The sequence below is a fragment of the Pseudomonas bananamidigenes genome, from assembly GCF_001679645.1.
Taxonomy (GTDB): Bacteria; Pseudomonadota; Gammaproteobacteria; order Pseudomonadales; family Pseudomonadaceae; genus Aquipseudomonas; species Aquipseudomonas bananamidigenes.
This window is the reverse complement of record NZ_LRUN01000019.1, coordinates 1-25,567: the sequence shown is the minus strand read 5'-3', so window position 1 is coordinate 25,567 and position 25,567 is coordinate 1. Positions and strand designations below refer to the sequence as shown.

Below are 25,567 nucleotides of genomic sequence, written 5' to 3'. Positions count from 1 at the left end.
CAAGCTCGCTCCCACAGGTACAGAGGTGTCAGTTGGTTTTCTGCAGGCGCAACTGGCCGTTGTGGTCGATAGTCAACGTCACCTCGCGGTAACTGGCAATCGTCGCGTGCGGGGTGTTGATCGGATGCTGATGGGTCGCTGTAATGATCATCAACGGCGCACCCGCCGCTTCGGCCGCCTGGATGCCGACAGTCGCGTCTTCGAAAATCAGGCAATCGGCCGGTTTCAGTCCCAGACGTTTCGCAGCCAGTCTATAGCCAGCCGGGTCGGGTTTACCTGCCGTCACGTCTTCAGCCGTGATCATCACCGCCGGCTCCGGAATCCCCGCCGCCGCCATCCGCCGCAACGCCAGATCCCGTGGCGCCGAGGTCACCATGGCCCATTGATTTGCCGGCAACGACTTGAGAAACGCCGCCGCACCCGGAATCTCGACAATGCCTTCAACGTCTTCGATTTCCGCCTCGGTGATGAACGCCGCTTGCGCCTCGGCGTCCACGCCCGGCAGGTTCAGCCGGGTGATGGTGTCGATGGCGCGCACGCCGTGGATGGTCGGCAGAAATGTCTCGACATCCACGCCGTGACGCACGGCCCAGGCCGCCCAGATCCGCTCGGCGGCAGCGATGGAGTTGAGGACGGTGCCGTCCATGTCGAACAGGAACGCGCCGAACGCGCGGTTGTAAACAGCATCGTGAGCAGACAAGAGATCGCATCCTCAGGCAAAGCCGGGCAAATGTGCCCGGCAATGTAGCATCTGCCGCAGGCTTCAGTGCAGACGCGGCGCCTTGGATTTGAACGCGCCGTCCACGCAATCGAGCAACTGGCCGATGGCCCAGGGCTTTTTGATGAACGCCACCGGGTGACGGACACCGGAAGTCTCCGGGGTTTCATAACCGGACATGACCATGATCGGTTTGTCCGGCCAGCGCTCGCCGACCAGATTGGCCAGGTCCGCGCCATTCAAGGTGCCGGGCATGGTGATGTCGGTCAGCAGCAGCGCAACTTCCGGCGCGTGCTCTTCCAGGTATTGCGACGCCGCATCGGCACTGGTCTGCGGCTCCACCTTGAAACCTTCCTCCTGAAGAATTTCGCACAGAAACTCCAGAATCAACGGATCGTCTTCCACTACCAGAATCAACCCGTCAGGAAGGTGCGCGCTCGACGACGGAACTGGACACATGAACTGGCACTCCCTGAACAACATGAACGTTTTCAGCGGATTGAAGCCGCTGCTTATCTGGTATGAGCGACGCCTTGTACAGAAATTCATTTTTGATACAGGTCTTTTCGATAACGTCGGTCGGCGAGCCCTCGTAACAGCCTGTTTGTGGTTAAAATGCCCGCCCTTTTGCCGGCCGATTCCGATTGATGAACCCTCAAGCCCTCGCCATTCTCCACACCCATCTGCTCACCGCGCTGATGTCGGCACCGACCGAAACCCGGCGCCTGTTTCATGGCCGTGGGCGTTGCTGGCCGGGGCTGGAGCAAATCACCGTGGACTGGCTGCAGGGCGTGGTGCTGGTGTCGCTGTTCAAGGAACCCGAGGCCTCGCAGCTGGAAAACCTCAAGCGCCTGCTGCTGGAAATCACTCATTCAGATCAATGGCAGCAGTCCGGCGCTCACACCCTGCTGATCCAGCACCGTTACCTGCCGCAGAGCACCGCCGAATGGCTGTTGGGAGAAGAGATCGACGAGATGACCATCGTCGAGGGTGGGCTGAAATACCGTGTGGATCTTGGCCGCAAGCAGAACGCCGGGCTGTTCCTCGACATGCGCTACGGGCGCAACTGGGTTCGCGCACAGGCCGCCGGCAAACGGGTGCTGAACCTGTTCGCCTACACCTGCGGTTTTTCGGTGGCGGCCATCGAGGGCGGCGCCAGCCATGTGGTGAACCTCGACATGTCCCGCGCGGCGTTGAGCCGGGGCCGCGACAATCACCGTCTCAACGGCCATGACCTGAGCAAGGTGAGTTTCCTCGGCCACGATCTGTTCAAGTCCTGGGGCAAGGTGATCAACAGCGGCCCCTATGATCTGGTGATCATCGATCCGCCGTCATTCCAGAAAGGCAGCTTTCTGCTGACCAAGGATTACCAGCGCGTGCTGCGCCGCCTGCCGGAACTGCTGACGGCACAGGGCACGGTGCTGGCGTGCATGAACGATCCGTCGTTCGGTCCGGACTTCCTGATCGATGGCGTGACCCGGGAAGCATCGAGCCTGCGATTCGAACAGAGGCTGGAAAACCCGCCGGAGTTTCCGGATGTCGATGTGGAGAGCGGTCTGAAAGCGCTGGTTTTCAAACGCATCGACTGACAACAGGTTTCAGCGGAACAGTCCATGTCCGATTTCGCGCGCTGCCTGCAACTGGATCGCAGGATCGCTCGACTCGGATTCCAGCAACAACGCCGAGCCCGCCACCGTCGCCCCGCAGTAATCGAATATCCCGTGATCGATCTGCGTCTTCATCGCCGTACCGTAGCCGTGGCGTTCGTAGGTGCGTGCATCCGCCCCGCCGAGTGCGACCAGATGCACGCGCAGGCGTCCGAGCTTCTTCAGGGTCGAATCGCCGTCGAAGTCAAACGCCCAGCCATTGCTGAACACCCGGTCGATCCAGCCCTTGAGCAGCGCCGGCATCGACCACCAGAACACCGGATACACCAGCACCAGCGCATCGGCGCGGTCGAGGCGTGCCTGCTCGGCCAGAACGTCTTCCGGCGGTGCGGATTCACGGTGATGCACGGCCCAGTCGGCCACGCCGAAACGCGGGTCGAATTCCTCGGCGTGCAAGTCAGCAATTTCGAAGGTGTTGGACGGATCGTTCTCCGACAGGCCTTCGGCGATTTTCTGCGCCAGCGCATGAGTCAGCGAACGGGGATCGTCATGAGCCACAACAATCAGTGCGTGCATGGGAAATCTCCGGTTGGTGAATGTTCATCAGGGGCTATATGCTGTTCGCAAGCTACTCTTGGTAAGTTACCGTCAGTAAGTTACTTTTGGTATATAAACAATGTCAACCACTGAAATCTCCGATTCCCCACCACCCCGCCGGCGACTGTCCCGGGAAGACCGTCAGCGCCAGTTGCTCGACATGGCCTGGCAATTGGTTCGCGAAGAAGGCACTGATGCCCTGACCCTGGGTTATCTGGCGGAAAAGGCCGGTGTGACCAAACCGGTGGTCTATGACCACTTCATCACCCGCGCCGGTTTGCTGGCTGCGCTGTATCAGGACTTCGACAGGCGTCAGACCGCACTGATGGATGCCGCGCTGGACAACTGCGAGGCGACATTGAGCGGCACGGCCTCGGTGATTGCCACGTCGTATGTCGACTGTGTGTTGACTCAGGGCAACGAGATTCCCGGGGTGATCGCCGCCCTGGCCAGCTCGCCGGAACTGGAGAAGATCAAGCGCGAATACGAGGCGATTTTCCTGGAGAAATGCCGCCGTGTGCTGTCGCCGTTCGCTGACGGTGGTGACATTAGCCAAGCGGGACTGCGCGCCATGCTCGGTGCCGCCGAGGCGTTGTCTCAAGCAGCAGCTACCGACGAAATCACTGCAGCGCAGGCCCGCGACGAGCTGCTTGCAACCATCGCCGCGATGGTCGAAAGGGCAGCAAAGCAAGTGACTGACGGTACTTGAGACCGTCCGTGCACCTTCCTAGGATGGAGTTACGCAGCTGCTTGGCTTGCCAGACCGCTGCGCAGGTACGGGTGCTCTGAACCCCAATCAAGCCCGTACCTTGTTTCACGCGCATCTTGAGCCTCACGGGCTCTACTTCCTCCCCATCAAAGAGTCTTGAGGCTCTTTTTTTGTCCCTGAAAATCAGCGTTCCGGTTCGCGACGAATCGAACGCCATGCTGCCTGTGCCAGCAAAAGGCACGACGGTCATCGCAACAAGGGCTGTTTGCCGTTGGCCGGATCAGTGAACCGTCAGGCGCTGGCGGACGAATGCCTCTGTGTGGCGCGTGACTTGATCCAGGTGCCGATCACGCTGTTTTTCGGCATCGACCATCGCCCGTTTACCGTGTTTTTGCAGCAGATAAGTGTGGATCTGCTGCACCTCCAGCGAGCGGTAGATCGGCGTGGTGTCGATGAAACCACGCAAACCGTTGCTGCGGTAATGCCGGGTGCTCATCAGCACTTGCGTCTCCAACTGGCCCAGCACTTCAAAGCCCAGCGCCTCGAAATACGGAACTTTACCCACGCTGCACGTCAGTTCGGCATGGGGGTAGCGCGCAACCATTTCCGCGATCAACGCACGGGCCACACCCTGGCGGCGATGCTGTTGATCGACCGCCAGGTACGCGACGTTGCACGCCTCCCAATCCCCTTGCACCGGCAGGTACAGCAGGAAGCCGATCACCTGCTCCGGGTCATCCTCGTCGGTGGCCACCAGCAGCTCCACTTCGGTGCCCTTCTCGCCGTTCAGTGCCTCCAGATACAAATGCACCTCGTAGCCGACCGCGTACTGATAGACGTTGTACAGCAGGTTGCTCGGGCCCAGGCCGATCGCGCTGATGTCGGTCAGGTAGTCGACCACCATCTGCAGGATCTGGCTGTTGACGCCTTCGGGGCACGGGGATTTGTAGTGGGTGATGCGGGGCATGGCGGGTGAACTCCGGCGGTAAAACACAGGTTGCCGGGCGGGTTGATCGACCGGCGAACCGCGACATCATACCCTGTGCAAGCCTGACAAAAATTTCATCTGCCGGCGAACGGACTTTTTGCCCGTTTGGCGTCCAATTCTTCAGCTGCGTTCATTTCCCGACGCAGGCCTTGAGGAGTTGTCATGAACGTTCTGCGTTCCCTGTTGAAATGGCGAAAAGCCCTGCTGCTGGTGCCGGTGACACTGGCAGCACTGGCCAGTTCGCCGGTATTTGCCCAGCCCGAAATCATCATCCGCGAAGCGCCGCCACCGATGCGCATGGAACCGATGCCCGGTCCACGGCCCGGTTACGCCTGGGATCGTGGTCACTGGCGCTGGGAAGGTCGCGGTTATGTCTGGATGCCCGGTCACTGGCAACCGGTGCGTCACCACGGCGCACGCTGGGAACCGGGCCACTGGCAGGCGCGCGGGCCGAACTGGTACTGGATTGAAGGTCACTGGGTGCGTTGATCGCGCAACCGTCTGCCAACGTTACCCACCAGGAACACCACCATGTCAAAAATCATAAAAACCCTGCTCACCGCCACGCTCGTGGCGATTACGCTGTCGGGCTGCGTCGTCGAGCCGGTTCGCCCGCACCGACCACCGCCTGTGGTGGAGGTCGTTCCGGCGATGCCTGCGCCGGGCTACCACTGGGTCGCCGGCCATTACCGATGGGCCGGCAATCAATGGCGCTGGGTGCCGGGGCACTGGCGGGCGTATTGAGGCCGGTCACTGCGCCGGCGCAACGATCTTGAACTTGATCGCAATGTCATTGGAAACCACGGTGTCGGCCCACTCTCCGGCACCGAGGCCAAAAGCATCGCGCTTGAGTACCAGTTCACCGTCGAAGATGCCGATGCTGCTGTCGGGTTTCAGGTGCACCGGCACTTGCACTTCGCGAGTGATGCCTTTGAGGGTGAGCCGGCCGGCAACCCGATAATGGTTTTCATCGACCTGGCTGAATCCGGTCGATTCGAACACTGCCGTCGGAAACTTTTGCGTGTCGAACCACGCCGGTTTCACCAGTTCGGTATTGGCGTCTTCGCTGCCGGCGTCGATGCTCGTAAGGTCAATGTGCAACGTAGTGCGGGCGTTGCTCAGATTGGCAGTGTCGAAATCCAGCGTCGCGTCGAATTTGCCGAACGTGCCATACATCCGCGAACCCATCTGGTTGTAGGTGAAACTGATCTGGCTCGCAGTGGTGTTGACCCGGGTGTACTCCACGGCCTGCACCGCCGGTGTGACGATCAGGCAATACACGGCAGCCAACAACAATCGAATCGACATGGGATGCTCCGCTGCCCCGGTGGACCTCGAATGACTTAAGCAAAGTTCCGGCGGTTATGCCACTGCGTCGGTCATCCGCGCCTTCAGATAGCCGATCAACGCCTTCACCTTGGGCGATGGCAGATGCTCGCGGGCCGTGACCGCATTGAGATCCTGAGGCGGGCCGATCCACTGCGGCAACACCCGGATCAGGCGCCCGGCCTGCACGTCCGCTTGCATGCTCTGCTCCATCGCCAGGCTCAGTCCCTCGCCTGCCAGTAACGCTTCGTGCAACAGCGCCGGGTCATTGGCAAGAATGCAGGGTTCGACGCGATAGTCTCTCAGGCGGGCCCCTTCCCGGCGCAATGGCCAGACATAACCGACATCGCGCCGGGCCTGATGCAGCGTCAACGTCTGATGCTGCAACAGCTCTTCCGGGGATTGTGGCGTACCGTGGCGCTCGAGGTATTGCGGGGCCGCGTAAATGCCCGTGTCAAAACTGGCCAGTCGCCGGGCGATCAGGCTCGAGTCCGGCAATGCACCCAGCCGCAGGGCGACATCGATCTCCTCGCCCACCAGATCCATCGGCACATGGGAGGCCAGAATCTCCAGACGGATGTCCGGATACGCCTGACGAAACCCTGCCAGCAACGGAGCGAACCAACTGACCCCGAATGAAAAAGGCACCGTCACCCGCAACCAGCCACGGGGGCCGTCACGCAATTGATGCACCGCCCGTTCGGCGTGCTCGAGCGTATCGGCGATGGATTTGCACTGTTCGTAATACACCGCGCCGGCCTCGGTCAGGCTCAACTGGCGCGTGGTCCGGCGCAGCAACTGTACGCCGATGGCCTGTTCCAGTTCGCGCACCCGGCGGCTGACCGTGGTTTTCGGCATCTGCAACGCATGGGCAGCGGCGGTGAAGCTGCCCAGACGCACCACACGGACGAAAACCAGTGTGTCGTTCAAGTCACGGATCATTTCGGGCCTGCCTGAGAACGATAAACTGTGCCACCAATGGCACATTCCATGCCGCGATTATGGGCTAATCAGCTGATACCCTGCGACTTAATATCGGTGCTCCCTCTCGGAGTGCTATCCATGAACCTCAACGAATACGCCGAACATGACGGCATCGCTCTCGCGCAACGGGTTGCCACAGGCGAAGTCCACGCCAAAGAACTGGCCGCTCTGGCCATCGAAGCAATACAGCAGGTCAACCCTGCGATCAACGCCGTCATCGAGCACTGGACACCGACCGCGACTACGGGCAGCGGCCCCTTGGCCGGGGTGCCGTTTCTGATCAAGGACCTGGCGATCACCGCAGCCGGGCGACGCAATGAACTGGGCAGCCGACTCGCGCAAGGCCTGGTCGCGCAAAGCGACTCCAGCCTGATGCAGCGCTTCAACGCCGCCGGGCTCATCACCCTGGGCCGAACCACCACCCCGGAAATGGCCTTCAGCACCGAAACCGACTCCCTCCTGCAAGGCCCGACCCGCAATCCCTGGAACCCGCAACACTCCGCCGGGAGCTCAAGCGGTGGCGCCGGTACGGCTGTCGCAGCGGGCATCGTACCGATCGCCAATGCCACTGACGCAGCAGGATCGATCCGCGTTCCGGCAGCGTTCAACGGGCTGGTGGGCCTCAAGCCGACGCGTGGCCGCAGCTCTCACGGGCCATTGATGGACGAGGTGTTTGCCGGGCTCGGCGTGCAACTGGGCCTGTCGCGGACGGTGCGCGACAGCGCGGCGTTGATGGATGTGGTGCAGGGCTGTGCGCCGGGAGATCCTTATTACACGGCAGCACCTGCCGAGGGTTTTCTGGCTCAGGTCGGCCGCGATCCCGGACGCTTGCGTATCGGTCTGCTCGATACTCCGTGGAACGGCGCCAGCGTTGATCCCGAGATCAGTGCTGCCACCGCCCGTGTTGCCCGAGAGCTTGAATCCCTCGGCCATCAGGTTGAAGCCGTCCGGGCGCCGCTCGGCCTGTCGTGGGACGCGTTCGTCGAAGCCAACGCGCACATCTGGTGTGCCAGTCTGGCGCGCTGGATCGATCATCTCGCCATCGCTACCCGGCGACCAGTCGACCGCAGCACCCTGGAACCGGCCACTCTCGCCTGCTACGCCTTCGGTCAGCAATCGCGCGGCACGGACTTCGCCGCCGCGCTGGAAGTGCGCAACAGTGTCGCCCGGCAAGTGGCCGCGTGGTTCGGGTCCATCGACATTCTGCTGACCCCGACCCTGCCGCAATTGCCGCAAGCCCTCGGCCTCTACAATCGCGGCGCCGGCATGCTGGATGGTCTGAAATGGACGGCGCGAGTGTTCGAGCACTCGCCCTTCACCCCGGTGTTCAACGTTGCGGGAACGCCGGCCATTTCGCTGCCGTTGGGGATGTCCCGCGAAGGCTTGCCGATCGGTGTGCAACTGGCCGCACGCTTCGGCGCTGACGATGTTCTGCTGCGTCTGTCAGCACAACTGGAACAGGCGTTGCCGTGGCATCACCGGCGCCCGTTGATTCACCCGGGTCGCTGAGAACAAAAAGGGCCGCTTCCCAAGGAGCGGCCCTGCGTTTTCTGACGATCAGTCCTACACCAACCGCTCGATCTTCTGATGCTGCCAGACCCGTTTGTAATACAGCGTCTGCAGCGCCAGCATTCCCAGATAGGCTATCGGAAACGCCATCCAGACGCCCTGCAGACCAAACTGCCCGTCCAGCCAGTAGGCCGCCGGCAACTGCACACCGAGCACGCAGACGATCGCCACACCCACCGGCACCAGCACCGTGCCGCTGGCACGCATGATGCCGCCGATGATTGCCTGAAAGCCGAAGATCAACAGACTCCACAGCATGATGTGCAGCAAGTGTTCGGCCATCGCCCGGGTCGATTCCTCGGTCAGGAACAACCCCAGCAGCCAGTGCGACAGCAGGTAACCGAGCACGATCAGGCCACCGGTCAGGCACACGTTGATCCACAACCCGGTGCGCAGGATCGGCCCCATCCGCTCCAGCCGCCCGGCGCCAATCGCCTGGGCACCAAGGATCGATGCGGTGATCGCAATCGACAGCGCCGGAAACTGCACGTAGTTGACGATCTGCGTCACCGCACCATACGCCGCCGTCGCCTGCGAACCATGCTGGTTGACCAGCGCCAGAATCACCAGCTCCGACAGCGACAGCACGATCATCTGCACCCCGGTCGGCAGGCCGATGCGCAACACCTTGCCCAGGATGGCACCGTCGAGCCGCAGCGCTGCAAAGAACTCACGGTCCGGCGCCAGCGGATGGCCCTTGCGGATGAGGCTCCACGCCAGCCACGCCATCGCCGCCAGCGTACCGGCCAGTCCGGCGAACGCCGCACTCTGAATCCCCAGTTGCGGCAGGCCCAGCCATCCGCGAATGAAAGCCGGGGTCAGCGCCAGACCGACAACCGTCGACAGCAGCAGAGCGAGCATCGGCGACAGCGTATCGCTCACCCCACGCAACAACTGGGTGAACAGCACGTACACCAGCACAAACGGCAACGTCCACATCATCACCCGGGCGTAGGAAACCGCGTCGTCCAGCACATCCGCCGGCGTGCCCAAGCCCTGCAATGCCTGGCGCGCAAACACACTGCCAGATACCGCCGCGACCAGGCCGATCAACACGCCCAGCAATAAAGTGGCCCCGGCGATCGCCTTCACCCTGTGCGACTCCCGTGCGCCCCATGCCTGGCCTATCAACACCCCTGCCCCGGCGCCCAGACCAATGACCAGCGCGATGAAGAAAAAGATGATCGGAAACATCCCCGACACCGCCGCCAGCGCCTGGGTGCCGAGCATCTGGCCGATGTAGATGCTGTTGACCGTGCCCGACATCGACTGCAGGAAGTTCGACAGCACCATCGGGGCGAGGAACAGCAGGTAGGTTTTCCAGAGGGGATTTTGGGCGGGGGTCTGCATCGAGCGTCCGTCTCGGTGAAAGCAATGGGGGAGAGTCTAAGGTATGCACAGCCTTTCAGGTCGTACCCCTTTGCATTAAAACTTCGTAATCTCCATCCCCTGCCCAAAATGCAAGTGAACCGATCCCATGCCTCGTGTCTCGACCCTGCTGACCTCTGCCCTGTTTGCCGCTCTGGCAACGACTGCCCACGCGACCCCGACGCCAGCCCCCGAAGCGCTGCAAAGCCTGCTGGTGACCTTGAATGAACGCCTGAACATCGCCGACCTCGTCGCCCTGACCAAATGGGACAGCGGCAAGCCGATCCAGGACAGTCCCCGTGAAGCCCAGGTCATCGCCAATGCCCGAGCGATGGCCACCGAACGCAAACTCGACCCGCAAGACGTGGCGCAATTGATCGCCGCACAAATGGAAGCCAACAAACTGGTGCAATACGGTTTGCTCGCGAAGTGGCAGGCGGCGGGTGCTGCGCCGGACACACCGCGTCCGGACCTGAGCAAACAGATTCGTCCGCGTCTGGATGAACTGCAAACAAGGCTGTTGCAGCAATACACCGACTTCACGGCCTATCGCCACGATCCGGACTGCACGGCGTGGCTGGCCAAGGCGCGCAACGGTCTGGCGAAGGATGCGTTGCATGAACTGGCGCTGATCCGAGCCACCGGAGAACTGTGCGTCCGGGCAACCGCCCCGTGAATCGATGCCCGGGCATCCATCGTTGGCGTCGATAGTCACCATCACGCCAATGAAGTTCTCATAAAAAATCCCGGGCGTAACATCTGCTCCATACCAACCCGACAACACCCCGGAGCACACGATCATGAAACGCCAAATCCTTCTCGGTATCGCTTTCTCGGTTCTCGCAGTCAACGCTTTTGCAGCCAAACCCGCCCACACCATGATCGCCGAAGGCGGTTCGGATCGATTGATCGAACAGCGTGTAGCTGAAGGTGGTTCGGATCGTCTGCTGGAACGCCGCGTTGCCGAAGGTGGCGCTGATCGTCTGCTGGAACGCCGCGTAGCTGAAGGTGGCGCTGATCGACTGCAAGAACGCCGCGTGGCCGAAGGTGGCTCGGATCGTCTGCTGGAACGTCGTGTGGCAGAAGGCGGCGCGGATCGTCTGCAAGAACGCCGTGTGGCCGAAGGCGGCGCGGATCGTCTGCAAGAACGCCGCGTAGCTGAAGGTGGCTCGGATCGTCTGCAAGAACGCCGTGTTGCCGAAGGTGGCGCTGATCGTCTGCTGGAACGCCGTGTGGCCGAAGGTGGTTCGGATCGTCTGATCGAGCGCCGCGTCGCATGAGGCTGAAAGCGCTTTCGCAAGATAAAGAAAAGCCCGGCCTGATCAGCCGGGCTTTTTCACATCCAACCGTCGCTTATTGAGCGGTTTTCAGCTTGATCACATCACCGGAGACTTTGGTGGTGTAACCGCTCAGGACCCATGCCCAGAACCAGTTTTCCTGAACCTGAGTGTTGATCATCGCATCGCCGCCGCGGGCCTTGATCGCCGCATCCTGGGCGCGGACGAAACGGCTGTTCTGGCGAATCGGGATAACGCCGAACAGCATCAGGCCGGTGGCGGTCGCTTCGCTGTGGCCAATCACGGTGTACTGATTGCTGTCGTAGTTACGGGTGTTCATCGGGGTGCCGGTGCAACCTGCCAGAACCACACCGAACAGTGCGGCGGCGACTACTTTGCTGAGGTATTTCACTACAAGACTCCATGGGTAAACGCCCGGGATCCATCTCTCGGGCGGCGCACACTTTACCGGAGGCAGTGGCACATTAGTATCAACCACGACAGATTTCATGAAGTTCCAACAATGCCGGCGCCGCTTGGCTGTTACTCCGTGAATGACTGGAGATACGCCAGCAGATTATCGATCTTCTCTTCATCACTCAGCCCCCAGAAGATCATCCGCGTCCCCGGTACAACGCCCTTCGGGTCCTTCAGGTACGCCGTCAGCGTTTCCCGATTCCAGGTAATGCCTGAATTCTTCATCGCATCGGAGTACACGTAGTTCGCCGACGTCCCCGCCGGGCGACCGATGATGCCGTTGAGTTGCGGACCAAATCCGGGCCGGGCGGACTCGCCGACCTGATGGCAGCCGCCACACAGGCGCGGGAAGATTTTGCTTCCGGCCTCGGCGTCGCCAGCCGCCAGGGCGGGCATGCTGAACAGACCTGCGTTGAGGATCAGGGCGAGGGTCAGTAACGCGGTGTTTTTCATCGGGAGCATCCAGATCTTCGGCGGCGCCAAGGGTAATCCTGCGGGGAGCGTTGTGCTACAGGTAAGCCGCGATCACCTGCCGGACTTTGAGCAAGGCTTGACGCAGGACAAGCCTGTCCACCGAGCCCAGCGCCAGGCGGATCGCGTGGGGCACATGGGCCGATACGGTGAACGGCTCGGCATTGGTGACCGAGATCTGCGCCTTCATCAACTCGATCACCACCTGATCGGATCGGGCATCCTCCGGCAACGGCAGCCACAGGAAATAAGAAGAGGGATGGCCGACACACGGCAGGCCTTGCAGGATTTCAGCTGCCAGCGCCTGACGGGCCTGAGCGTCATCGCGCTTTTGTGCCTCCAGCAAAGTGACGGTGCCGTCGTCGAGCCAGCCGCAGGCTATCGCGGTCATCACACCCGGCGTGTTCCAGGTGGTGGCGCGGATGATGCGTTCCAGCGCCGGCACTTTCTTAATGGGCGCCGCGATGAAACCGACGCGCAGGCCCGTGGCGATGTTTTTCGAAAGCCCCGAGACGTACACCGTGCGCTCCAGCGCCAGATCCGCCAGCGGTGGCGGCGGGTGATCGACCAGAAAGGCGTAGGCAGCGTCTTCGATGATCGTCAGATCATGCTGTCGGGCAATCGCCACCAAATGTTCGCGCTGGTCCAGCGGCATCACCCAACCCAGTGGATTGTGCAGGGTCGGCATGCAGTACACGGCGCGCACCGGGCGACTGCGGCAGAGTCTGTCGAGCGCCGCCAGATCCGGACCGTTCTCTGTCACGGGGATCGCGACCACTTCAAGATGCAGCGCTTCGGCCAGCACCTTGAAACCCGAGTAGGTCAATGCGTCAGCCGCGATCACGTCGCCGGGATTGAGCTGTGCCATCAACGTCACCGCCAGACCTTGCTGGGCGCCGTTGACGATCAACACCTGTCCGGCGTCGACACGCAGGCCTCGGGCCTGCAAGTGCCGGGCAACCGATGCCCGTTCGTGCTGGCGGCCGGCGTGGGGTTGATAACGCAACAGCGCTTCAAGATCACCCGACAACGCCAGTTGCCGCAACGCCGTACGCAGCAGCTCGGCCTGCCCCGGCAATGAGGGGTAGTTGAAGTTGAGATCGATCATGCCGACGGCAATGTCTTTCTGGTCAATGCCCTGCCCCGGCATCAACGAGGTCTCCCGGACAAACGTACCGCGCCCGGTTTCGCCGCTGACCAGCCCCATCGCCTCAAGCTCCGCATACACCCGCGACGCCGTGACCAGCGCCAGCCCTTCGCTGGCCGCCAGTTGCCGGTGGGTCGGCAGACGCGTACCAGGCAGCAAGCGACCGGCGCGGATGTCGGCGGCATAGGTATCGACGAGGGTCTTGTAACGGGAGCGTGGCATGTCGAGATGTATCCATGACAATTCTTTGATTGTGCTGATTCTCGACCCTAGCATGAACCACAGGCAACCCCACTTTCGAGCGCGTGCACCATGGAACGAACTTCACACCTGAGCACTCCGGCCCTGGAAAAAACCAGCGGCTGGATCAACGGTTTCATCGGCGTCGTGATTTTCAGCGGTTCGCTGCCGGCCACGCGGCTGGCGGTGCTGGAATTGGACCCGGTATTTCTCACCGTCATCCGGGCGACCATTGCCGGTGTGTTGGCGCTTTGTCTGTTGTGGTTGTTTCGTGAACGACGTCCGGCCCGGCAGCAGTGGTTCTCTTTATTGATTGTGGCGTTGGGCGTGGTCGTCGGTTTCCCGTTATTGACCGCCCTCGCGCTGCAACACGTAACGTCGGCGCATTCCATTGTGTTTGTAGGATTGCTGCCGCTGGCGACGGCGATCTTCGGCGTACTGCGCGGGGGTGAACGGCCACGTCCGGTGTTCTGGATCTTTTCGGTGCTGGGCAGTTCGCTGGTGGTCGGTTTCGCGGTTTCCCAGGGACTGACCGCCTCACCCGCCGGAGATCTGTTGATGCTGGCGGCGATTCTCGCCTGCGGCCTCGGCTATGCCGAAGGCGCAAAACTGTCGCGCACCCTCGGCGGCTGGCAAGTGATCTGCTGGGCGCTGGTGTTGTCGTTGCCGGTGATGGCCGTGCTGAGCCTATGGCTGGCGCCTGTGTCATTCAGCGGCATCAGCGTCACGGCGTGGGCCTGCCTGGCCTACGTTTCGCTGTTCAGCATGTTGATCGGTTTTGTGTTCTGGTATCGCGGCCTGGCCCAGGGCGGGATTGCCGCAGTCGGGCAGTTGCAGTTGTTGCAGCCGTTCTTCGGTCTGGCGTTGGCGGCAACCTTGCTGCATGAGCACGTCAGCGTCGGCATGCTGGTGGTCACGCTGGGGGTGATTTTGTGCGTAGCGGGCGCGAAGAAATTCGCCCGATAGCTTTCAGTTTGCGCCGCCCTTCCACTCCCGCGGACTGAGCCCGGTCTTGCGCCGAAACGCCCGGGCCAGCGCCGAAGGGCTTTCATAACCCACCTCTTCGGCGATCAGGGTCATCGGCCGGCCCTCGCGCAGGCGTTTCTGCGCGAGGCTGATCCGCCAGCTCACCAGATAATCCACCGGTGTCTGCCCCACCACTTGCCGGAAATGCTCGGCGAAACCGGCGCGGGACAAATGTGCGCTCGCGGCCAGTTCGGCGACGGTCCAGGCCTTGGCCGGCTGCTCATGCATCAGGCTCAACGCACGGGAAATTTTCGGATCCGCCAACCCCGCCATCATGCCCGGCTGCTGGTTACGACTGCTGATCAGATGCCGCAGCAGCAGAATCACCAGCAACTCGAACAACCGATCCATCACCGCTTCACGCCCGCAATGGCCGTCGAACGCTTCCTTGAACAACCATTCCAGCGTGCTGGCCATCTCGGGAAGGTCGGCGAGTTTCAGCACCAGATAATCCGGCAACGCCGCCGCCAGCGCATTGCCCGCACCACCATCGAAAGTCAGCGAAGCGCATACCAGTTGCGTGTTCATCGCTTCGTCGGCAAACAATCGATGGGCAAATGGCCGGGGGAAAAAGATCAGTGTGGGTTCATTCAGAGTCAGTTCGGGGTCGTTGCCCGGTTTGAGCAGCACCTGCCCGGCCTGCAATAGATGCACATGGCCACATAGCTGATCGCCACCGTAAGCGCTGATGCCGCAAAAACTGCCACTGTGGAATGTTCCGGCATTCACGCCGAAGTGGCTGAGCAACGTGGACAGGCGATCCATGGGTGATTTCTCCGGAGACAGGTCTGGACGATCTGTCGCATATCCTCGACGATTTGCACCCAAAGCACCAGCCACGCTCAATAACATGACCTCCATCCCCGGCGCACTTCGCACCGGACTTTCGGAGAATCACCATGAGCCGCATTGCCCCGATCACCCTTGAAAACGCCACCGACGCCACCCGCCCGACCCTGGAAGGCGTGCAGAAAAAAATCGGTTTCCTGCCCAACCTGTTCAAGACCCTGGCGGTTGCCCCCGCTGCACTGGATGCCTACGTGCAAGCCTCCGCCACGCTGGGCAAAACATCCCTGAGCGCCAAGGAAAAAGAGGCGGTGTACCTCGCCACGTCGCAGGTCAACGGCTGTGATTACTGCCTCGCGGCGCACACCTTGTTTGCCAGCAAGGCCGGGCTGGCAGCGGAAGAAATCATCGAAGCGCGTCATGGCCGGCTGAATGCTTTTGCCACCCTCGCCCATCAGCTGACCGAAACCCGTGGTCACCTGAGCGATGACCAGCTCGCCGCCGCACGCGCCGCCGGTATCGATGACAAGAAGATCATCGAGGTAATCGCCATCGTCGCCGTGCAGACCCTGACCAACTACCTCAACAACACCGCGCTGACCGACATCGATTTCCCGGCAATCCAAAATCCGGCGTAATGCAAAAACTGTGGGAGCGAGCTCGCTCGCGATGGCGGTGGATCAGTCGGTATCTTTGTCGATTGATGCTCCGTCATCGCGAGCAAGCTCGCTCCCACATTGGATTTTGTACTGCGCCGGAAGCGTCAGTCGTGATCGACCCCGGCGCGTTTGAGCAGTTTCCTGCAGCGCTCGGACAGGTGAAACACCTGCAGCTGCTTGCCGGCCCTGGCGTAGCGTTCGCGCAGGGTTTTCAGCGCGGCGATGGCCGAGTAGTCGACAAAGCTCAGGTGCCGGCAGTCCAGCGTCACCCGCTGCGGATCGTTGGCCGGGTCGAATTGATTGAGGAACGGCGTGGTCGAGGCGAAGAACAGCGTGCCGTGCAGGCGATAGAGCTTGCTGCCGTCGGCCTCCAGATGTTCATCGGCGTACAACTCACGCGCTTGCTGCCAGGCGAAATTCAGTGCGGCGATGATGATCCCGCACAGCACCGCCGTGGCCAGATCGGTGAATACCGTGATGGTGGTCACCGCGATGATCACCAGCACATCGTTGAGCGGCACTTTGTTCAGCACCCGCAATGAGGCCCAGGCGAAGGTCTGCTGCGACACCACAAACATCACACCCACCAGCGCCGCCAATGGAATGCGCTCGATCATCGGCGACAGAAACAGAATGAACAGCAGGATCAGCACGCCTGCCACCGCCCCGGACAACCGTCCGCGCCCGCCGGAGCTGAGGTTGATCACGGTCTGGCCGATCATCGCGCAACCGCCCATGCCGCCGAATGCGCCGGACACCATGTTTGCCGCCCCCAGCGCCACGCATTCGCGATCCGGGTAGCCACGGGTTTCGGTGATTTCGTCGGTGAGGTTGAGGGTCAGCAGGGTTTCCAGCAGGCCGACCAGCGCCATCAGGATCGCGTAAGGCGCGATGATGCGAAGGGTTTCGAGGTTGTACGGGATGTCCGGCAACGCGAACGTCGGCAGACCGCCGGCAATGTGCGCCATGTCGCCAAGGGTACGGGTCGGCAGGCCGAGCAGATAGACCAGCGCACCAACGCCAAGGATCGCCACGAGTGCCGGCGGTACGGCGCGGGTCAGGCGTGGCAGGATATAAACGATGGCCATCGTCAGCAGCACCAACCCGGTCATCAGGTACAACGGCGTGCCGCTGAGCCACTGCTCACCGCTTTTGAAGTGTTCCAGTTGCGCCAGCGCAATGATGATCGCCAGTCCGTTGACGAACCCGAGCATCACCGGATGCGGCACCATGCGCACCAGCTTGCCCAGGCGCAACAGCCCGAACGCCATCATGATCAGGCCGCCGAGCAGCACCGTCGCCAGCAGGTACTGCACGCCGTGCTGCACCACCAGCGCGACGATCACCACCGCCATCGAACCGGCCGCCCCGGAAACCATGCCCGGCCGACCGCCGAACAGCGCGGTCAGCGTGCAAATGATGAAGGCGCCGTACAGGCCCATCAGCGGATTGAGATGAGCCACCAGCGCAAACGCAATGCATTCGGGCAACAGGGCAAATGAGGTGGTGAGTCCGGCCAGGACATCGGCGCGCAGACGAATCGGTTTCATGGTTTACCTGACAGAGCGGCCGACAATCGCGACCGCAGTATTCGCGCAAAAGAGCGCCGCGGAAAAAGAGGGTTGCGGATGTTACGCAAATGCCCGGGCACGGGCCAGCGATCGCTGACAGGGACGATCTGACGCTCTATGCTTGCGCGCTTCGATAGATCTTCGGGTTTGCGCATGTCCTCTCTTTCCGCCCGCGAAGTCTGCCAGCGCTTGCGTGATGCCGCGTTGGAGGTCAGCCCGCTGCGACGCACAGCGGACGTAGCCGACGCTGGTCAGTTATCCATCGAAATCGACGGCTGGCATCTGCTGCTCGATTTCGACGGACAACGTCTGCACCACTGCCTGCAGTGCCGCAGCCCGGAAGCCCGAGTGTGGACATTCGACACGAAACAACGCTTCGGCACGGATCCGGTCAGCCTGCTCAGCACCTGGGAACTGGCGCAGATCGAAGGGTTGTTGGCTCGGGCAGACTGAGCGGTTCACCCCTGCCGCAGGTCCAGCACATACGTGTAATACCCGGTGTCCCGCACCCAGCCAAGTGATTCGTACAAACCTTGAGCGGTGAAATTGTCGGTCGCGGTTTCCAGCACCAGCCCCTTGGCACCGGTTTCCACGGCGAAATCGCGCGCGGTGTTCATCAGCAATCGTCCGACGCCACGGCCTCGGGCGGCGGGCGTGGTGAACAGGTCGCTGAGCAGCCAGGTGCGGTGGGCATCAATCGAAGAAAACGTCGGGTACAGCTGCACGAATCCCAGCGCTTCGTCGCTTTCATCCTTGACCAGAAAAATCGCCGATTCGTTGCCCGCCATACGCTCGGCAATGAACGCTCGCGACTGGGCAAGGTTCGACGGCTGACCATAGAAGCCGCGATAGCCATCGAACAGCTTCGCCACTGCATCCAGATGTTCCGCACTGGCGCGTATTGCCTGAAGATTCATGTTTCCTCCCCCTGCCCCCATGAAATGATTGCACCAGCATAGCGCTGTCCATCGAGTGTGCTGGCTTAATCGCTATATAGTTTTGTATATTGCGAAACCGAAACCGCCAGACTTTCAACGCCTTCCATGAGCAGCATCCGCGAACGCAACCAGCAACTGATCCTCACGGCCGCCAGCGAGGAGTTCGCCGCCAGTGGCTTCGACGCGACCCAGACCCGCGACATCGCCGCCCGCGCAGGCGTCCCCAAGGCCAATCTTTATTACTACTTCCAGAGCAAGGAAAACCTCTACGGCAAAGTGTTGCTCGGTTTTGTCGAGCCGCTGCTGGAGGCTTCCGCCGTGCTGCGCGAAAGCGACGACCCGCTGACCGGCCTGCGGGCCTATGTCGCCGCCCGCATCCGCATTGCCCGCGAACATCCGGCGATTGCCAAGGTGTTCAGTGGCGAATTATTACTGGGTGGTCGCCAGTTACCGGACGAATGCCGCGACCTGCTGCACGCCGAAGCCCGGCGCAATGTCGAATGCCTGCGCAGCTGGATCGACCGCGGTTTGCTGGCCCCGGTGGATCCCGAACATTTGATGCTGTTTATCTGGTCGGCAACGCGCACCTACACCAATATCGGCTGGCAGATGGGGCGCATCACCGGGCGTGAGGTGCCGCAAGATGAGGATTACGAAAGCGCGGCGGATACCATTACGCGGCTGGTGCTGAGCGGTGTGGTATCCGAGCCGGTGAGTGATGTTCGCAGGTTGATGTTTGCGACTTGAAGCATCAAGGCATGGCGTCCTGGGGTAGCGTTGAATCCCGGCCAATCGAGATCGGTTGCTCGGTTGCCACATACCGACCACCGTAGTAAACGCCCACTCCACCACCACATGCCCCCGCACCGCCATCCGATTCGATGTCCAGCAAACCGTTGAACGCCCTGAACTTCAGGGTGCAGTTCCCTCCGTCGAAATGCGCCACGTCACCGTCGAGCGTGGCGACACCGTCCATGTCTCCGGAGTTGCCACCATTCGCCGCAGAAATATCAAAGGCAATATGAGTGGCGTCCAGACGCTTGGTCGTGACTTCTGCCGACGATGAAACACTCCACGGAATCATCTGCCAGGTGGCGTTCCAACTGAACGGTCTGGCCACATATTCGAGTGCTTTCAGGCGCATCAGGTATTCACGACGCAGGCAGGAGCCACTGGCGGCGCATCGATTGCGTTGCTTCAACCACAAACGCTGATCCGCCTTGAGCGCTTTCGGATCCGCAACCTTTGTCAGCGTTGTCGTCCAGAGCTCCCCGAGCTTCTCATCAAGACCCGAGATATTCGGATCCGCACAAACGGCTTTTTCAACCGGGCTGGAAGCGCCGGCGCAGTCGAAACTGGCGGCGTGAGAGTTAGCAGCAAAAACGAGGGACGTCAGCAGCAAGGCATGACGGAGATTGAAAGCGAGCATCGACAGATTCCATTCCTGAGGCAGCGGCAGTATGCCGGGCCCTGACTATCGATGCTCCGGATTTTTCACTGGTTGTGAACAGACAACTGTAATCCCCTGTGGGAGCGAGCCTGCTCGCGAAAAAGGCGTGTCAGCCAACGTATTTTCAGCTGGCACACCGCATTCGCGAGCAGGCTCGCTCCCACAGGGACGTTGATCAGAATGCTATTTCGGCCGCTGGCTTCACATCGATCCGCGCCACCGAACCGGTCAGGTGCGCCCAGTCCTTGTTGTGTTCGGCGATGATGTCTTCGGCGCTCATGTTGCCGTTGTCGACGGTGGAATGCGCGTCGGCCGCCAGCTCCACGTCGTAGCCCAACTGGTGGGCCTGGCGCACGGTGGCGTTGACGCAGTAATCGGTTTGCAGGCCGCAGATCACCAGGCGATCGAAGTCTTCCCGGGGGATCAGTTTCTGCAGGTTGGTCTGGTAGAACGAGTCGTTGGCGGTCTTGTCGACGCGCAGGTCACTCGGCGCGGTGTTCAGGCCATCGGCCAGTTGCCAGCCCTCGGCACCGCGGGCAAGCGGGCTGTCTTTTTCGTTATGCTGGATCACGACGACCGTCACGCCAGCCCTGCGCGCCCGGGCACTGAGGCCGTTGATGGTGTCGATCACACGGGAGATGTCATGGCATTCGTACTCGCCCGCACACAGGGCGCGCTGGACATCGATGATCAGCAATGCGGTGGTCATGGTGAGCCTTCCTTGATCGGTCCTTGAGACAGGGGCGGACGTGTGCCCGCCCCCTTTTTACCCTCCTCAGTAACCCAAAGACAACCCGGTGTTGCGCCGTGGATCGTTGGCACCGTAGAAGCGGTTCTTGCCCACCGGTTTACCGCCCAGCGATGGCGCGCCGACCAGAATCGCGGCGATGTGGTTCGGATCCTGCGGCCCCGTAAACTTGTGGCCCCAGCTCTCGAGAATCTTCTTCGTGTCGGGGCTGGCGGCGAAGTCTTCGAGGTTGGTCTGCTCGGGCATCCACTGCTGGTGGAAACGCGGCGCATCGACCGCCTCCTGCAGACCCATGCCGTAGTCGATGACGTTGAGCATGGTCAGCAAGGTTGCCGTGATGATGCGGCTGCCGCCCGGCGTGCCGACCACCATCACCACCTTGCCATCCTTGGTGACGATGGTCGGGCTCATCGATGACAGCGGCGCCTTGCCGGGGGCGATGGCGTTGGCTTCACCCTGCACCAGGCCGTACATGTTCGGCACACCGACCTTGGAGGTGAAGTCGTCCATTTCATCGTTGAGGATCACCCCGGTCTTGCTTGCCATCACGCCCGCGCCGAACCAGTCGTTGAGGGTGTAAGTGACGGACACCGCGTTGCCCCACTTGTCGACGATCGAATAGTGCGTGGTGTTGCTGCCTTCGTGAGGCGCAACGCCAGGTTTCAACTCAGCCGAGACACCCGCCTTCTGTGGCTGGATCGCGTTGCGCAGCTTGGTCGCGTAGTTCTTGTCCAGCAGGTGCTCGATCGGATTCTTCACGAAATCCGGGTCGCCCAGATAACTGTTTCGATCCACGTAGGCGTGGCGCATCGCTTCGATCTGATAGTGCATGCCCTGGGCCGAATGGAAGCCCAGATCCTTCATCGGATAGCCTTCGAGAATGTTCATGATCTGGCAGATCACCACCCCGCCGGAACTGGGTGGCGGCGCCGACACCACGTGGTAACCGCGATAGTCGCACTCCACCGGGGCCAGTTCACGTGTCTTGTATTTGTCGAGATCGGCCTGGGTGATGATGCCCTTGTTGGCCTGGCTGGACGTGACGATGGCATCGGCCACCCAGCCTTTATAGAAGCCGTCGGCGCCTTTTTCGGAAATGGTGCGCAAGGTCTTGCCCAGGTCTTTCTGCACCAGTTTCTGCCCGACCTGCATCGGCTCGCCGTTGTGAAGGAAAATCGAGCCGGAGTCTTTCATGTCCTTCTTGAACACGTCAGTGGCGTAATCCAGCAGATCGACGTCGCCCTGCTCCAGTTCGAAACCTTCTTCCGCCAGTTTGATCGCCGGGGCGATCATGTCCTTGCGCGGTTTGGTGCCGTACTTGCTCAGCGCCAGCTCCATGCCCGACACAGTGCCCGGAACACCGACTGCAAGGTGACCACGGGTGCTCAGGTCAGGAATGACGTTGCCATCCTTGTCGAGGTACATGTTGGCCGTCGCGGCCAGCGGAGCTTTTTCCCGGAAGTCGAGGAAGGTCTTGCGTCCGTCCGCCAGTTGAATGGTCATGAAACCACCACCACCGAGGTTGCCGGCCGCCGGATAAACCACCGCCAGCGCATAACCCACGGCGACCGCCGCATCCACCGCGTTGCCGCCACTTTTCAAGACGTCGACACCCACGTGGGTGGCCAGATGCTGGGCGGTGACCACCATGCCGTTTTCGGCGGCGACCGGAGCAACCGAAGCCGCATGGGCCATGAGGCAACTGAGCGTCAATGAGGTCGCAATCAGCGATTTGGCAAAAGGTTCGTACTTCATGAGTCGGTCTCTTCTTTTTATAAGTAGGGAAAGCGCTTCAAGAGCATCAGCCAGTATGGTCGCGATTGCGGTTTGCGCCTCCCCGATCCGGCAGTATGCTGGTCCCTGTTGCCGACCTGACCCGGAGTTTTTCCCATGGCCTACACGTTCATTACCGTGCCCTCGCCCGTCGGCGAGTTGAAGCTGGTCGCGAACGGTTCACGACTGGCCGCCATCCTCTGGGAAAATGACAAACCGAACCGGGTGCGCCTCGGACCGATGAACGAGGCCCCTGACCATCCGGTGTTGATGAAAACCGCGCGACAGCTGGAAGAATATTTTGCAGGAACGCGAAGTGCGTTCGATCTGGAGCTGGACTTTACCGGCACCGAATTCCAGAAAAAGGTCTGGGCCGCGTTGCTGACCATTCCGTTCGGCGAGACCCGCACCTACAGCCAGATTGCCCGACAGATCGGCCACCCAAGCGCAGTGCGTGCCGTCGGCGCGGCGAACGGGAAAAACCCGATTTCAATCATCGCGCCCTGTCACCGGGTGATCGGAGCCTCGGGAAAACTGACCGGATTTGCCGGAGGCCTGGAGGCCAAGGAGCGCCTGCTGACTCTGGAGGGAGGCCAGCGGTCAGACATCGACAAAACCGGTGAGCTTTTTTAAGCGTCGAAGAAATTGTTCATGGCGGCATACTGCAGCAGCATGATGGTCTTGGCATCGCAGATCTCGCCACGATGGAATGCCGCCAACGCTTCGTCAAAACGCCACTCCAGCACGTCCAGCTCTTCGGTTTCCTCTTCCAGGCCACCTCCGGCGCTGACCTTGGATGCCGCGTCGTATTCGGCAACGAAAAAATGCAGCTTCTCGGTCACCGAACCCGGGCTCATGTAAGCCTCGAACACCTTCTTCACGTCGTGAACGCGATAACCGGTCTCTTCCTCGGCCTCGTCGCGTATGCGCTGCTCCGGTGCCGCACCTTCCAGCAAACCGGCGGCGACCTCGATCAGCAGACCATCATGACCGTTGACGAATACCGGCAAACGGAACTGGCGAGTCAGCACCACCGTGCGCTTCTCACGGTTGAACAACAGGATCGCGGCACCGTTGCCGCGGTCATACACTTCACGGGTCTGACGTTGCCATTCACCGTTGTTGCGCAGGTAGTCGAAGGTGATTTTCTTCAGCAGGTACCAGTCGTGGGACAACACCTGAGTGTCGACGATGTTGACCCGCTCGGCTGTGTTGGACATGACGCTCGATCCTTTTTTGTCATCGATATCGTTAATGGCATGGTAGGCGAAAGGCTTGCTCGACGAACAGCACCTGGCTGATACCTGGCATCGCCAATCGCATTTGGCGAAATACCCTACAGACATCACCTACTCGCCTGACTTCTTTCCCGTTTGATCCCCCGCACAGTTGCTCGCCTCTTCATTGATGCGCGAGTGACTGCGAATGCTTCCACCCAACCGGCTCCTGCCCCTGAACAACAGCATCGGATTGCTGGTGGTCGCTGCGCTGAATCCCGACCGACCCGACGTCGAAACGCTGTTTCGGGAATTCCGCCTCTGCCTCAACGACTATGACCGCTGGGCCGAGCATTTCTGGACGGGAACCGCGCTGGATGTCGAGCAGGTGTTCAAGGTCGGCAACGATGTCCAGCTCAGTGCGCCGGTTGGCAGTCGAAAACCCGTCAGCCGTTCCGTAGTCATGTGCCCCGCTGCCGGGCCCCTCACGCTGGTGCACATGTTCGAAGCCGCACGCTTCGTGCCGATCGGCGATACGCCGGTGACCCTGGAACCGGTCATTTCCGATGTCGGCGGTGTGCTGAAATTCGGCGAACCGCAGCATTACACCATCGGCCCCAGCGGCATTCTCGAGGTCAGCGATTGCGACCGGGGTCAGCGTTATCGCATCACCTTCTTTCCCGATGTTTCCACCGCGCATATCCAGACGCTGTATGCCTCGTATCAGGGCCTCATTGATGGCCTGGAAAAATGGTTGCGTGAGGAATGGGTCGGGTTTCAACCGCAATGGGCCGAATTTTCCGGAGCGGGTTTTCTGGAGCGTTACGGTCAGTTGCAGCAGGCCGACTGGCGCGGTTTCGAAACGGCGCTCAGTGGCGTCTGGGACGACGTGAAACAGCTGTTCGCCCTGCTCGCCGACTTGCAGGCCAACAGCAAAAAGCTTCTGCAATACCTGTCCGCCGCCGAACTGGAGGCCTTGCTCGGGGCGTCCGCCGAGGCCATCGCCAATGGCCTGCTGATGCTCAGCGACGAGCCGTTGCTGTTCATCCATCTGGCGGCGTTCACCAGTTGGCTGAAGATGCTGCCGCCGCAGTACCTGGCCGAGGTGGTGGCTGAAGTCCGGGCGGAGTTGCTGGTCAGTTTCCTGCTGATGTGCGTATCGGGCGGCATGGGCGTGCCGCTGCGCTTGAGCGCCAAGGTGCTCGGCAAGGTCAAGTCGCCACGTGCCCGGGAATGGCTGGCGGCGTCGGCGTTGCGGTTGGCGGAACTGACTTCGGTGTCCGACCTGACCCGACATGCAAGCGCATTGAAACCGCTGATGGTCAATGCACGCCCGGCACCATTGCGACCGACTCCGGCAGTGCCGCTGGAGATTCGCACGGCGGATGCACAGGTGCTGACGGTAGCCAATCCAGCGGCCATTGCGCGTCACAAGTCCCACGGCACGACGCGAATTGAGCGGCATGAGCCTCGCGACGATGCGTCGGCTCAGGCAAAAAACCCCAACGGCGACAGCGCCGATTGCGTCCCCCGCACCTGCACCAACGGCTGCCCGGTGTCGATGGTCACCGGCGAAGAGCTGCTGACCCTGACCGATGGCGTGCTCGACGGGCTGCTGCCGTTCGAGTTCACCCGCCTGTACCGCACCAGCGCGGCGGAAATCGATGTCGGGCTGGGATTTGGCTGGAGTCATTCGCTGGCCCATCGGCTGGAGGTCGAGAGCGATGGTGTGGTCTGGATCGACCATGAAAACCGGCGCACGCGGTTTCCGCTGCCGAGTGTCGAGCGCCCGGCGATTCACAACAGCCTGTCGCGGGCGGCGATCTTTCTCGGGGATGAACCTGAGGAACTGATCGTTGCGCTGGCGGGGAATGCGGCGCGGTTCTATCACTTTCGGGCCGGGCGTCTGACGGCGATCAGC

Annotated in this window: 30 protein-coding genes; 13 read left to right on the top strand and 17 right to left on the bottom strand. The window is 61.3% G+C overall.

From position 1 onward, the window contains the following. Window positions 1-28 precede the first annotated feature (28 nt). Window positions 29-700, bottom strand: a complete 672-nt coding sequence (locus BBF94_RS07440; RefSeq protein WP_065258399.1) for an HAD family hydrolase — start codon at window positions 698-700, stop codon at window positions 29-31. 63 nt (window positions 701-763) lie between these two features. Further along, a complete protein-coding gene (locus BBF94_RS07435; protein WP_065258398.1) occupies window positions 764-1,177 on the bottom strand; it encodes a response regulator in 414 nt (137 codons plus the stop codon). A gap of 188 nt (window positions 1,178-1,365) precedes the next feature. Here BBF94_RS07435 and BBF94_RS07430 point away from each other — a divergent pair, with 188 nt between their 5' ends. Further along, window positions 1,366-2,307 (top strand): class I SAM-dependent methyltransferase, encoded by a 942-nt coding sequence (locus BBF94_RS07430; protein WP_065258397.1) that lies wholly within the window; start codon window positions 1,366-1,368, stop codon window positions 2,305-2,307. Between the two features lie 9 nt (window positions 2,308-2,316). Here BBF94_RS07430 and BBF94_RS07425 read toward each other — a convergent pair whose 3' ends face one another. Next, window positions 2,317-2,901 carry an NAD(P)H-dependent oxidoreductase gene (locus tag BBF94_RS07425; RefSeq protein WP_065258396.1) on the bottom strand — a complete coding sequence of 195 codons (585 nt, stop codon included), beginning with the start codon at window positions 2,899-2,901 and terminating at the stop codon, window positions 2,317-2,319. Window positions 2,902-3,001: 100 nt separating this feature from the next. Between BBF94_RS07425 and BBF94_RS07420 the strand changes: the two genes are divergently transcribed. Then, window positions 3,002-3,631, top strand: coding sequence for a TetR/AcrR family transcriptional regulator (locus BBF94_RS07420; RefSeq protein WP_065258395.1), 630 nt, complete (start codon window positions 3,002-3,004; stop codon window positions 3,629-3,631). Between the two features lie 280 nt (window positions 3,632-3,911). Here the strand turns inward: BBF94_RS07420 and BBF94_RS07415 are convergent, their stop codons facing one another. Beyond that, window positions 3,912-4,598: a GNAT family N-acetyltransferase gene (locus tag BBF94_RS07415; protein WP_065258394.1), complete on the bottom strand. Its 687-nt coding sequence runs from the start codon at window positions 4,596-4,598 to the stop codon at window positions 3,912-3,914. A gap of 183 nt (window positions 4,599-4,781) precedes the next feature. Between BBF94_RS07415 and BBF94_RS07410 the strand changes: the two genes are divergently transcribed. Then, a complete protein-coding gene (locus tag BBF94_RS07410; protein WP_065258393.1) occupies window positions 4,782-5,108 on the top strand; it encodes a YXWGXW repeat-containing protein in 327 nt (108 codons plus the stop codon). Window positions 5,109-5,150: 42 nt separating this feature from the next. Continuing rightward, the gene (locus BBF94_RS07405; RefSeq protein ID WP_065258392.1) at window positions 5,151-5,363 is read left to right on the top strand and encodes a YXWGXW repeat-containing protein; all 213 of its coding nucleotides are present in this window, start codon (window positions 5,151-5,153) and stop codon (window positions 5,361-5,363) included. Between the two features lie 6 nt (window positions 5,364-5,369). On the opposite strand, the gene BBF94_RS07400 is transcribed toward BBF94_RS07405, so the two are convergent. Together BBF94_RS07400 and BBF94_RS07395 are read right to left on the bottom strand one after the other, a co-directional pair. Next, the gene (locus BBF94_RS07400) at window positions 5,370-5,927 is read right to left on the bottom strand and encodes a YceI family protein (RefSeq protein ID WP_065258391.1); all 558 of its coding nucleotides are present in this window, start codon (window positions 5,925-5,927) and stop codon (window positions 5,370-5,372) included. A gap of 54 nt (window positions 5,928-5,981) precedes the next feature. After that, on the bottom strand, window positions 5,982-6,887 hold the full coding sequence (locus tag BBF94_RS07395) for a LysR family transcriptional regulator (protein ID WP_065258390.1): 906 nt from the start codon (window positions 6,885-6,887) through the stop codon (window positions 5,982-5,984). Window positions 6,888-7,007: 120 nt separating this feature from the next. Between BBF94_RS07395 and BBF94_RS07390 the strand changes: the two genes are divergently transcribed. Continuing rightward, a complete protein-coding gene (locus BBF94_RS07390) occupies window positions 7,008-8,438 on the top strand; it encodes an amidase (protein WP_065258389.1) in 1,431 nt (476 codons plus the stop codon). Between the two features lie 54 nt (window positions 8,439-8,492). On the opposite strand, the gene BBF94_RS07385 is transcribed toward BBF94_RS07390, so the two are convergent. Continuing rightward, window positions 8,493-9,848 carry an MATE family efflux transporter gene (locus BBF94_RS07385; RefSeq protein ID WP_065258388.1) on the bottom strand — a complete coding sequence of 452 codons (1,356 nt, stop codon included), beginning with the start codon at window positions 9,846-9,848 and terminating at the stop codon, window positions 8,493-8,495. Window positions 9,849-9,975: 127 nt separating this feature from the next. Here BBF94_RS07385 and BBF94_RS07380 point away from each other — a divergent pair, with 127 nt between their 5' ends. Then, complete coding sequence (locus BBF94_RS07380; RefSeq protein ID WP_065258387.1) at window positions 9,976-10,542, top strand: chorismate mutase; 567 nt, start codon at window positions 9,976-9,978, stop codon at window positions 10,540-10,542. A gap of 124 nt (window positions 10,543-10,666) precedes the next feature. After that, window positions 10,667-11,146 carry a phage infection protein gene (locus tag BBF94_RS07375; RefSeq protein ID WP_065258386.1) on the top strand — a complete coding sequence of 160 codons (480 nt, stop codon included), beginning with the start codon at window positions 10,667-10,669 and terminating at the stop codon, window positions 11,144-11,146. Window positions 11,147-11,219: 73 nt separating this feature from the next. Here the strand turns inward: BBF94_RS07375 and BBF94_RS07370 are convergent, their stop codons facing one another. From BBF94_RS07370 to BBF94_RS07360, 3 genes are all read right to left on the bottom strand, one after another. Further along, the gene (locus BBF94_RS07370; RefSeq protein ID WP_065258385.1) at window positions 11,220-11,555 is read right to left on the bottom strand and encodes a hypothetical protein; all 336 of its coding nucleotides are present in this window, start codon (window positions 11,553-11,555) and stop codon (window positions 11,220-11,222) included. Between the two features lie 131 nt (window positions 11,556-11,686). After that, a complete protein-coding gene (locus BBF94_RS07365) occupies window positions 11,687-12,073 on the bottom strand; it encodes a c-type cytochrome (protein WP_065258438.1) in 387 nt (128 codons plus the stop codon). A gap of 55 nt (window positions 12,074-12,128) precedes the next feature. Then, on the bottom strand, window positions 12,129-13,460 hold the full coding sequence (locus BBF94_RS07360) for an aminotransferase-like domain-containing protein (protein WP_065258384.1): 1,332 nt from the start codon (window positions 13,458-13,460) through the stop codon (window positions 12,129-12,131). Window positions 13,461-13,550: 90 nt separating this feature from the next. On the opposite strand from BBF94_RS07360, the gene BBF94_RS07355 reads away from it, so the two are divergent. Next, a complete protein-coding gene (locus BBF94_RS07355) occupies window positions 13,551-14,444 on the top strand; it encodes a DMT family transporter (protein ID WP_065258383.1) in 894 nt (297 codons plus the stop codon). Between the two features lie 3 nt (window positions 14,445-14,447). Here BBF94_RS07355 and BBF94_RS07350 read toward each other — a convergent pair whose 3' ends face one another. Further along, window positions 14,448-15,269 (bottom strand): AraC family transcriptional regulator, encoded by an 822-nt coding sequence (locus BBF94_RS07350; RefSeq protein WP_065258382.1) that lies wholly within the window; start codon window positions 15,267-15,269, stop codon window positions 14,448-14,450. A gap of 134 nt (window positions 15,270-15,403) precedes the next feature. Here BBF94_RS07350 and BBF94_RS07345 point away from each other — a divergent pair, with 134 nt between their 5' ends. Further along, window positions 15,404-15,928, top strand: a complete 525-nt coding sequence (locus BBF94_RS07345; protein WP_065258381.1) for a carboxymuconolactone decarboxylase family protein — start codon at window positions 15,404-15,406, stop codon at window positions 15,926-15,928. Window positions 15,929-16,053: 125 nt separating this feature from the next. Here BBF94_RS07345 and BBF94_RS07340 read toward each other — a convergent pair whose 3' ends face one another. Beyond that, window positions 16,054-17,499, bottom strand: coding sequence for a SulP family inorganic anion transporter (locus tag BBF94_RS07340; protein WP_065258380.1), 1,446 nt, complete (start codon window positions 17,497-17,499; stop codon window positions 16,054-16,056). Window positions 17,500-17,673: 174 nt separating this feature from the next. Between BBF94_RS07340 and BBF94_RS07335 the strand changes: the two genes are divergently transcribed. After that, window positions 17,674-17,973, top strand: coding sequence for a DUF7693 family protein (locus BBF94_RS07335; protein ID WP_065258379.1), 300 nt, complete (start codon window positions 17,674-17,676; stop codon window positions 17,971-17,973). A 5-nt stretch (window positions 17,974-17,978) separates the two neighbouring features. Here BBF94_RS07335 and BBF94_RS07330 read toward each other — a convergent pair whose 3' ends face one another. Next, window positions 17,979-18,437, bottom strand: a complete 459-nt coding sequence (locus BBF94_RS07330) for a GNAT family N-acetyltransferase (RefSeq protein ID WP_065258378.1) — start codon at window positions 18,435-18,437, stop codon at window positions 17,979-17,981. 126 nt (window positions 18,438-18,563) lie between these two features. Here BBF94_RS07330 and BBF94_RS07325 point away from each other — a divergent pair, with 126 nt between their 5' ends. After that, window positions 18,564-19,205 carry a TetR/AcrR family transcriptional regulator gene (locus BBF94_RS07325; RefSeq protein ID WP_065258377.1) on the top strand — a complete coding sequence of 214 codons (642 nt, stop codon included), beginning with the start codon at window positions 18,564-18,566 and terminating at the stop codon, window positions 19,203-19,205. A gap of 4 nt (window positions 19,206-19,209) precedes the next feature. Here the strand turns inward: BBF94_RS07325 and BBF94_RS07320 are convergent, their stop codons facing one another. From BBF94_RS07320 to ggt, 3 genes are all read right to left on the bottom strand, one after another. After that, window positions 19,210-19,887, bottom strand: a complete 678-nt coding sequence (locus BBF94_RS07320; RefSeq protein ID WP_225875041.1) for a lysozyme inhibitor LprI family protein — start codon at window positions 19,885-19,887, stop codon at window positions 19,210-19,212. Window positions 19,888-20,083: 196 nt separating this feature from the next. Further along, a complete protein-coding gene (locus BBF94_RS07315; protein ID WP_065258376.1) occupies window positions 20,084-20,617 on the bottom strand; it encodes a cysteine hydrolase family protein in 534 nt (177 codons plus the stop codon). Window positions 20,618-20,683: 66 nt separating this feature from the next. Beyond that, window positions 20,684-22,411 (bottom strand): gamma-glutamyltransferase, encoded by a 1,728-nt coding sequence (ggt, locus tag BBF94_RS07310; protein WP_065258375.1) that lies wholly within the window; start codon window positions 22,409-22,411, stop codon window positions 20,684-20,686. Between the two features lie 135 nt (window positions 22,412-22,546). On the opposite strand from ggt, the gene BBF94_RS07305 reads away from it, so the two are divergent. Beyond that, window positions 22,547-23,062 (top strand): methylated-DNA--[protein]-cysteine S-methyltransferase, encoded by a 516-nt coding sequence (locus BBF94_RS07305; RefSeq protein WP_065258374.1) that lies wholly within the window; start codon window positions 22,547-22,549, stop codon window positions 23,060-23,062. Here BBF94_RS07305 and BBF94_RS07300 read toward each other — a convergent pair. Beyond that, complete coding sequence (locus BBF94_RS07300; protein ID WP_065258373.1) at window positions 23,059-23,649, bottom strand: NUDIX domain-containing protein; 591 nt, start codon at window positions 23,647-23,649, stop codon at window positions 23,059-23,061. The genes BBF94_RS07305 and BBF94_RS07300 overlap by 4 nt on opposite strands. Before the next feature lie 205 nt (window positions 23,650-23,854). Between BBF94_RS07300 and BBF94_RS07295 the strand changes: the two genes are divergently transcribed. Continuing rightward, window positions 23,855-25,567: DUF6531 domain-containing protein (locus BBF94_RS07295; RefSeq protein WP_225875040.1), on the top strand; the 1,713-nt coding region annotated here is incomplete at its 3' end.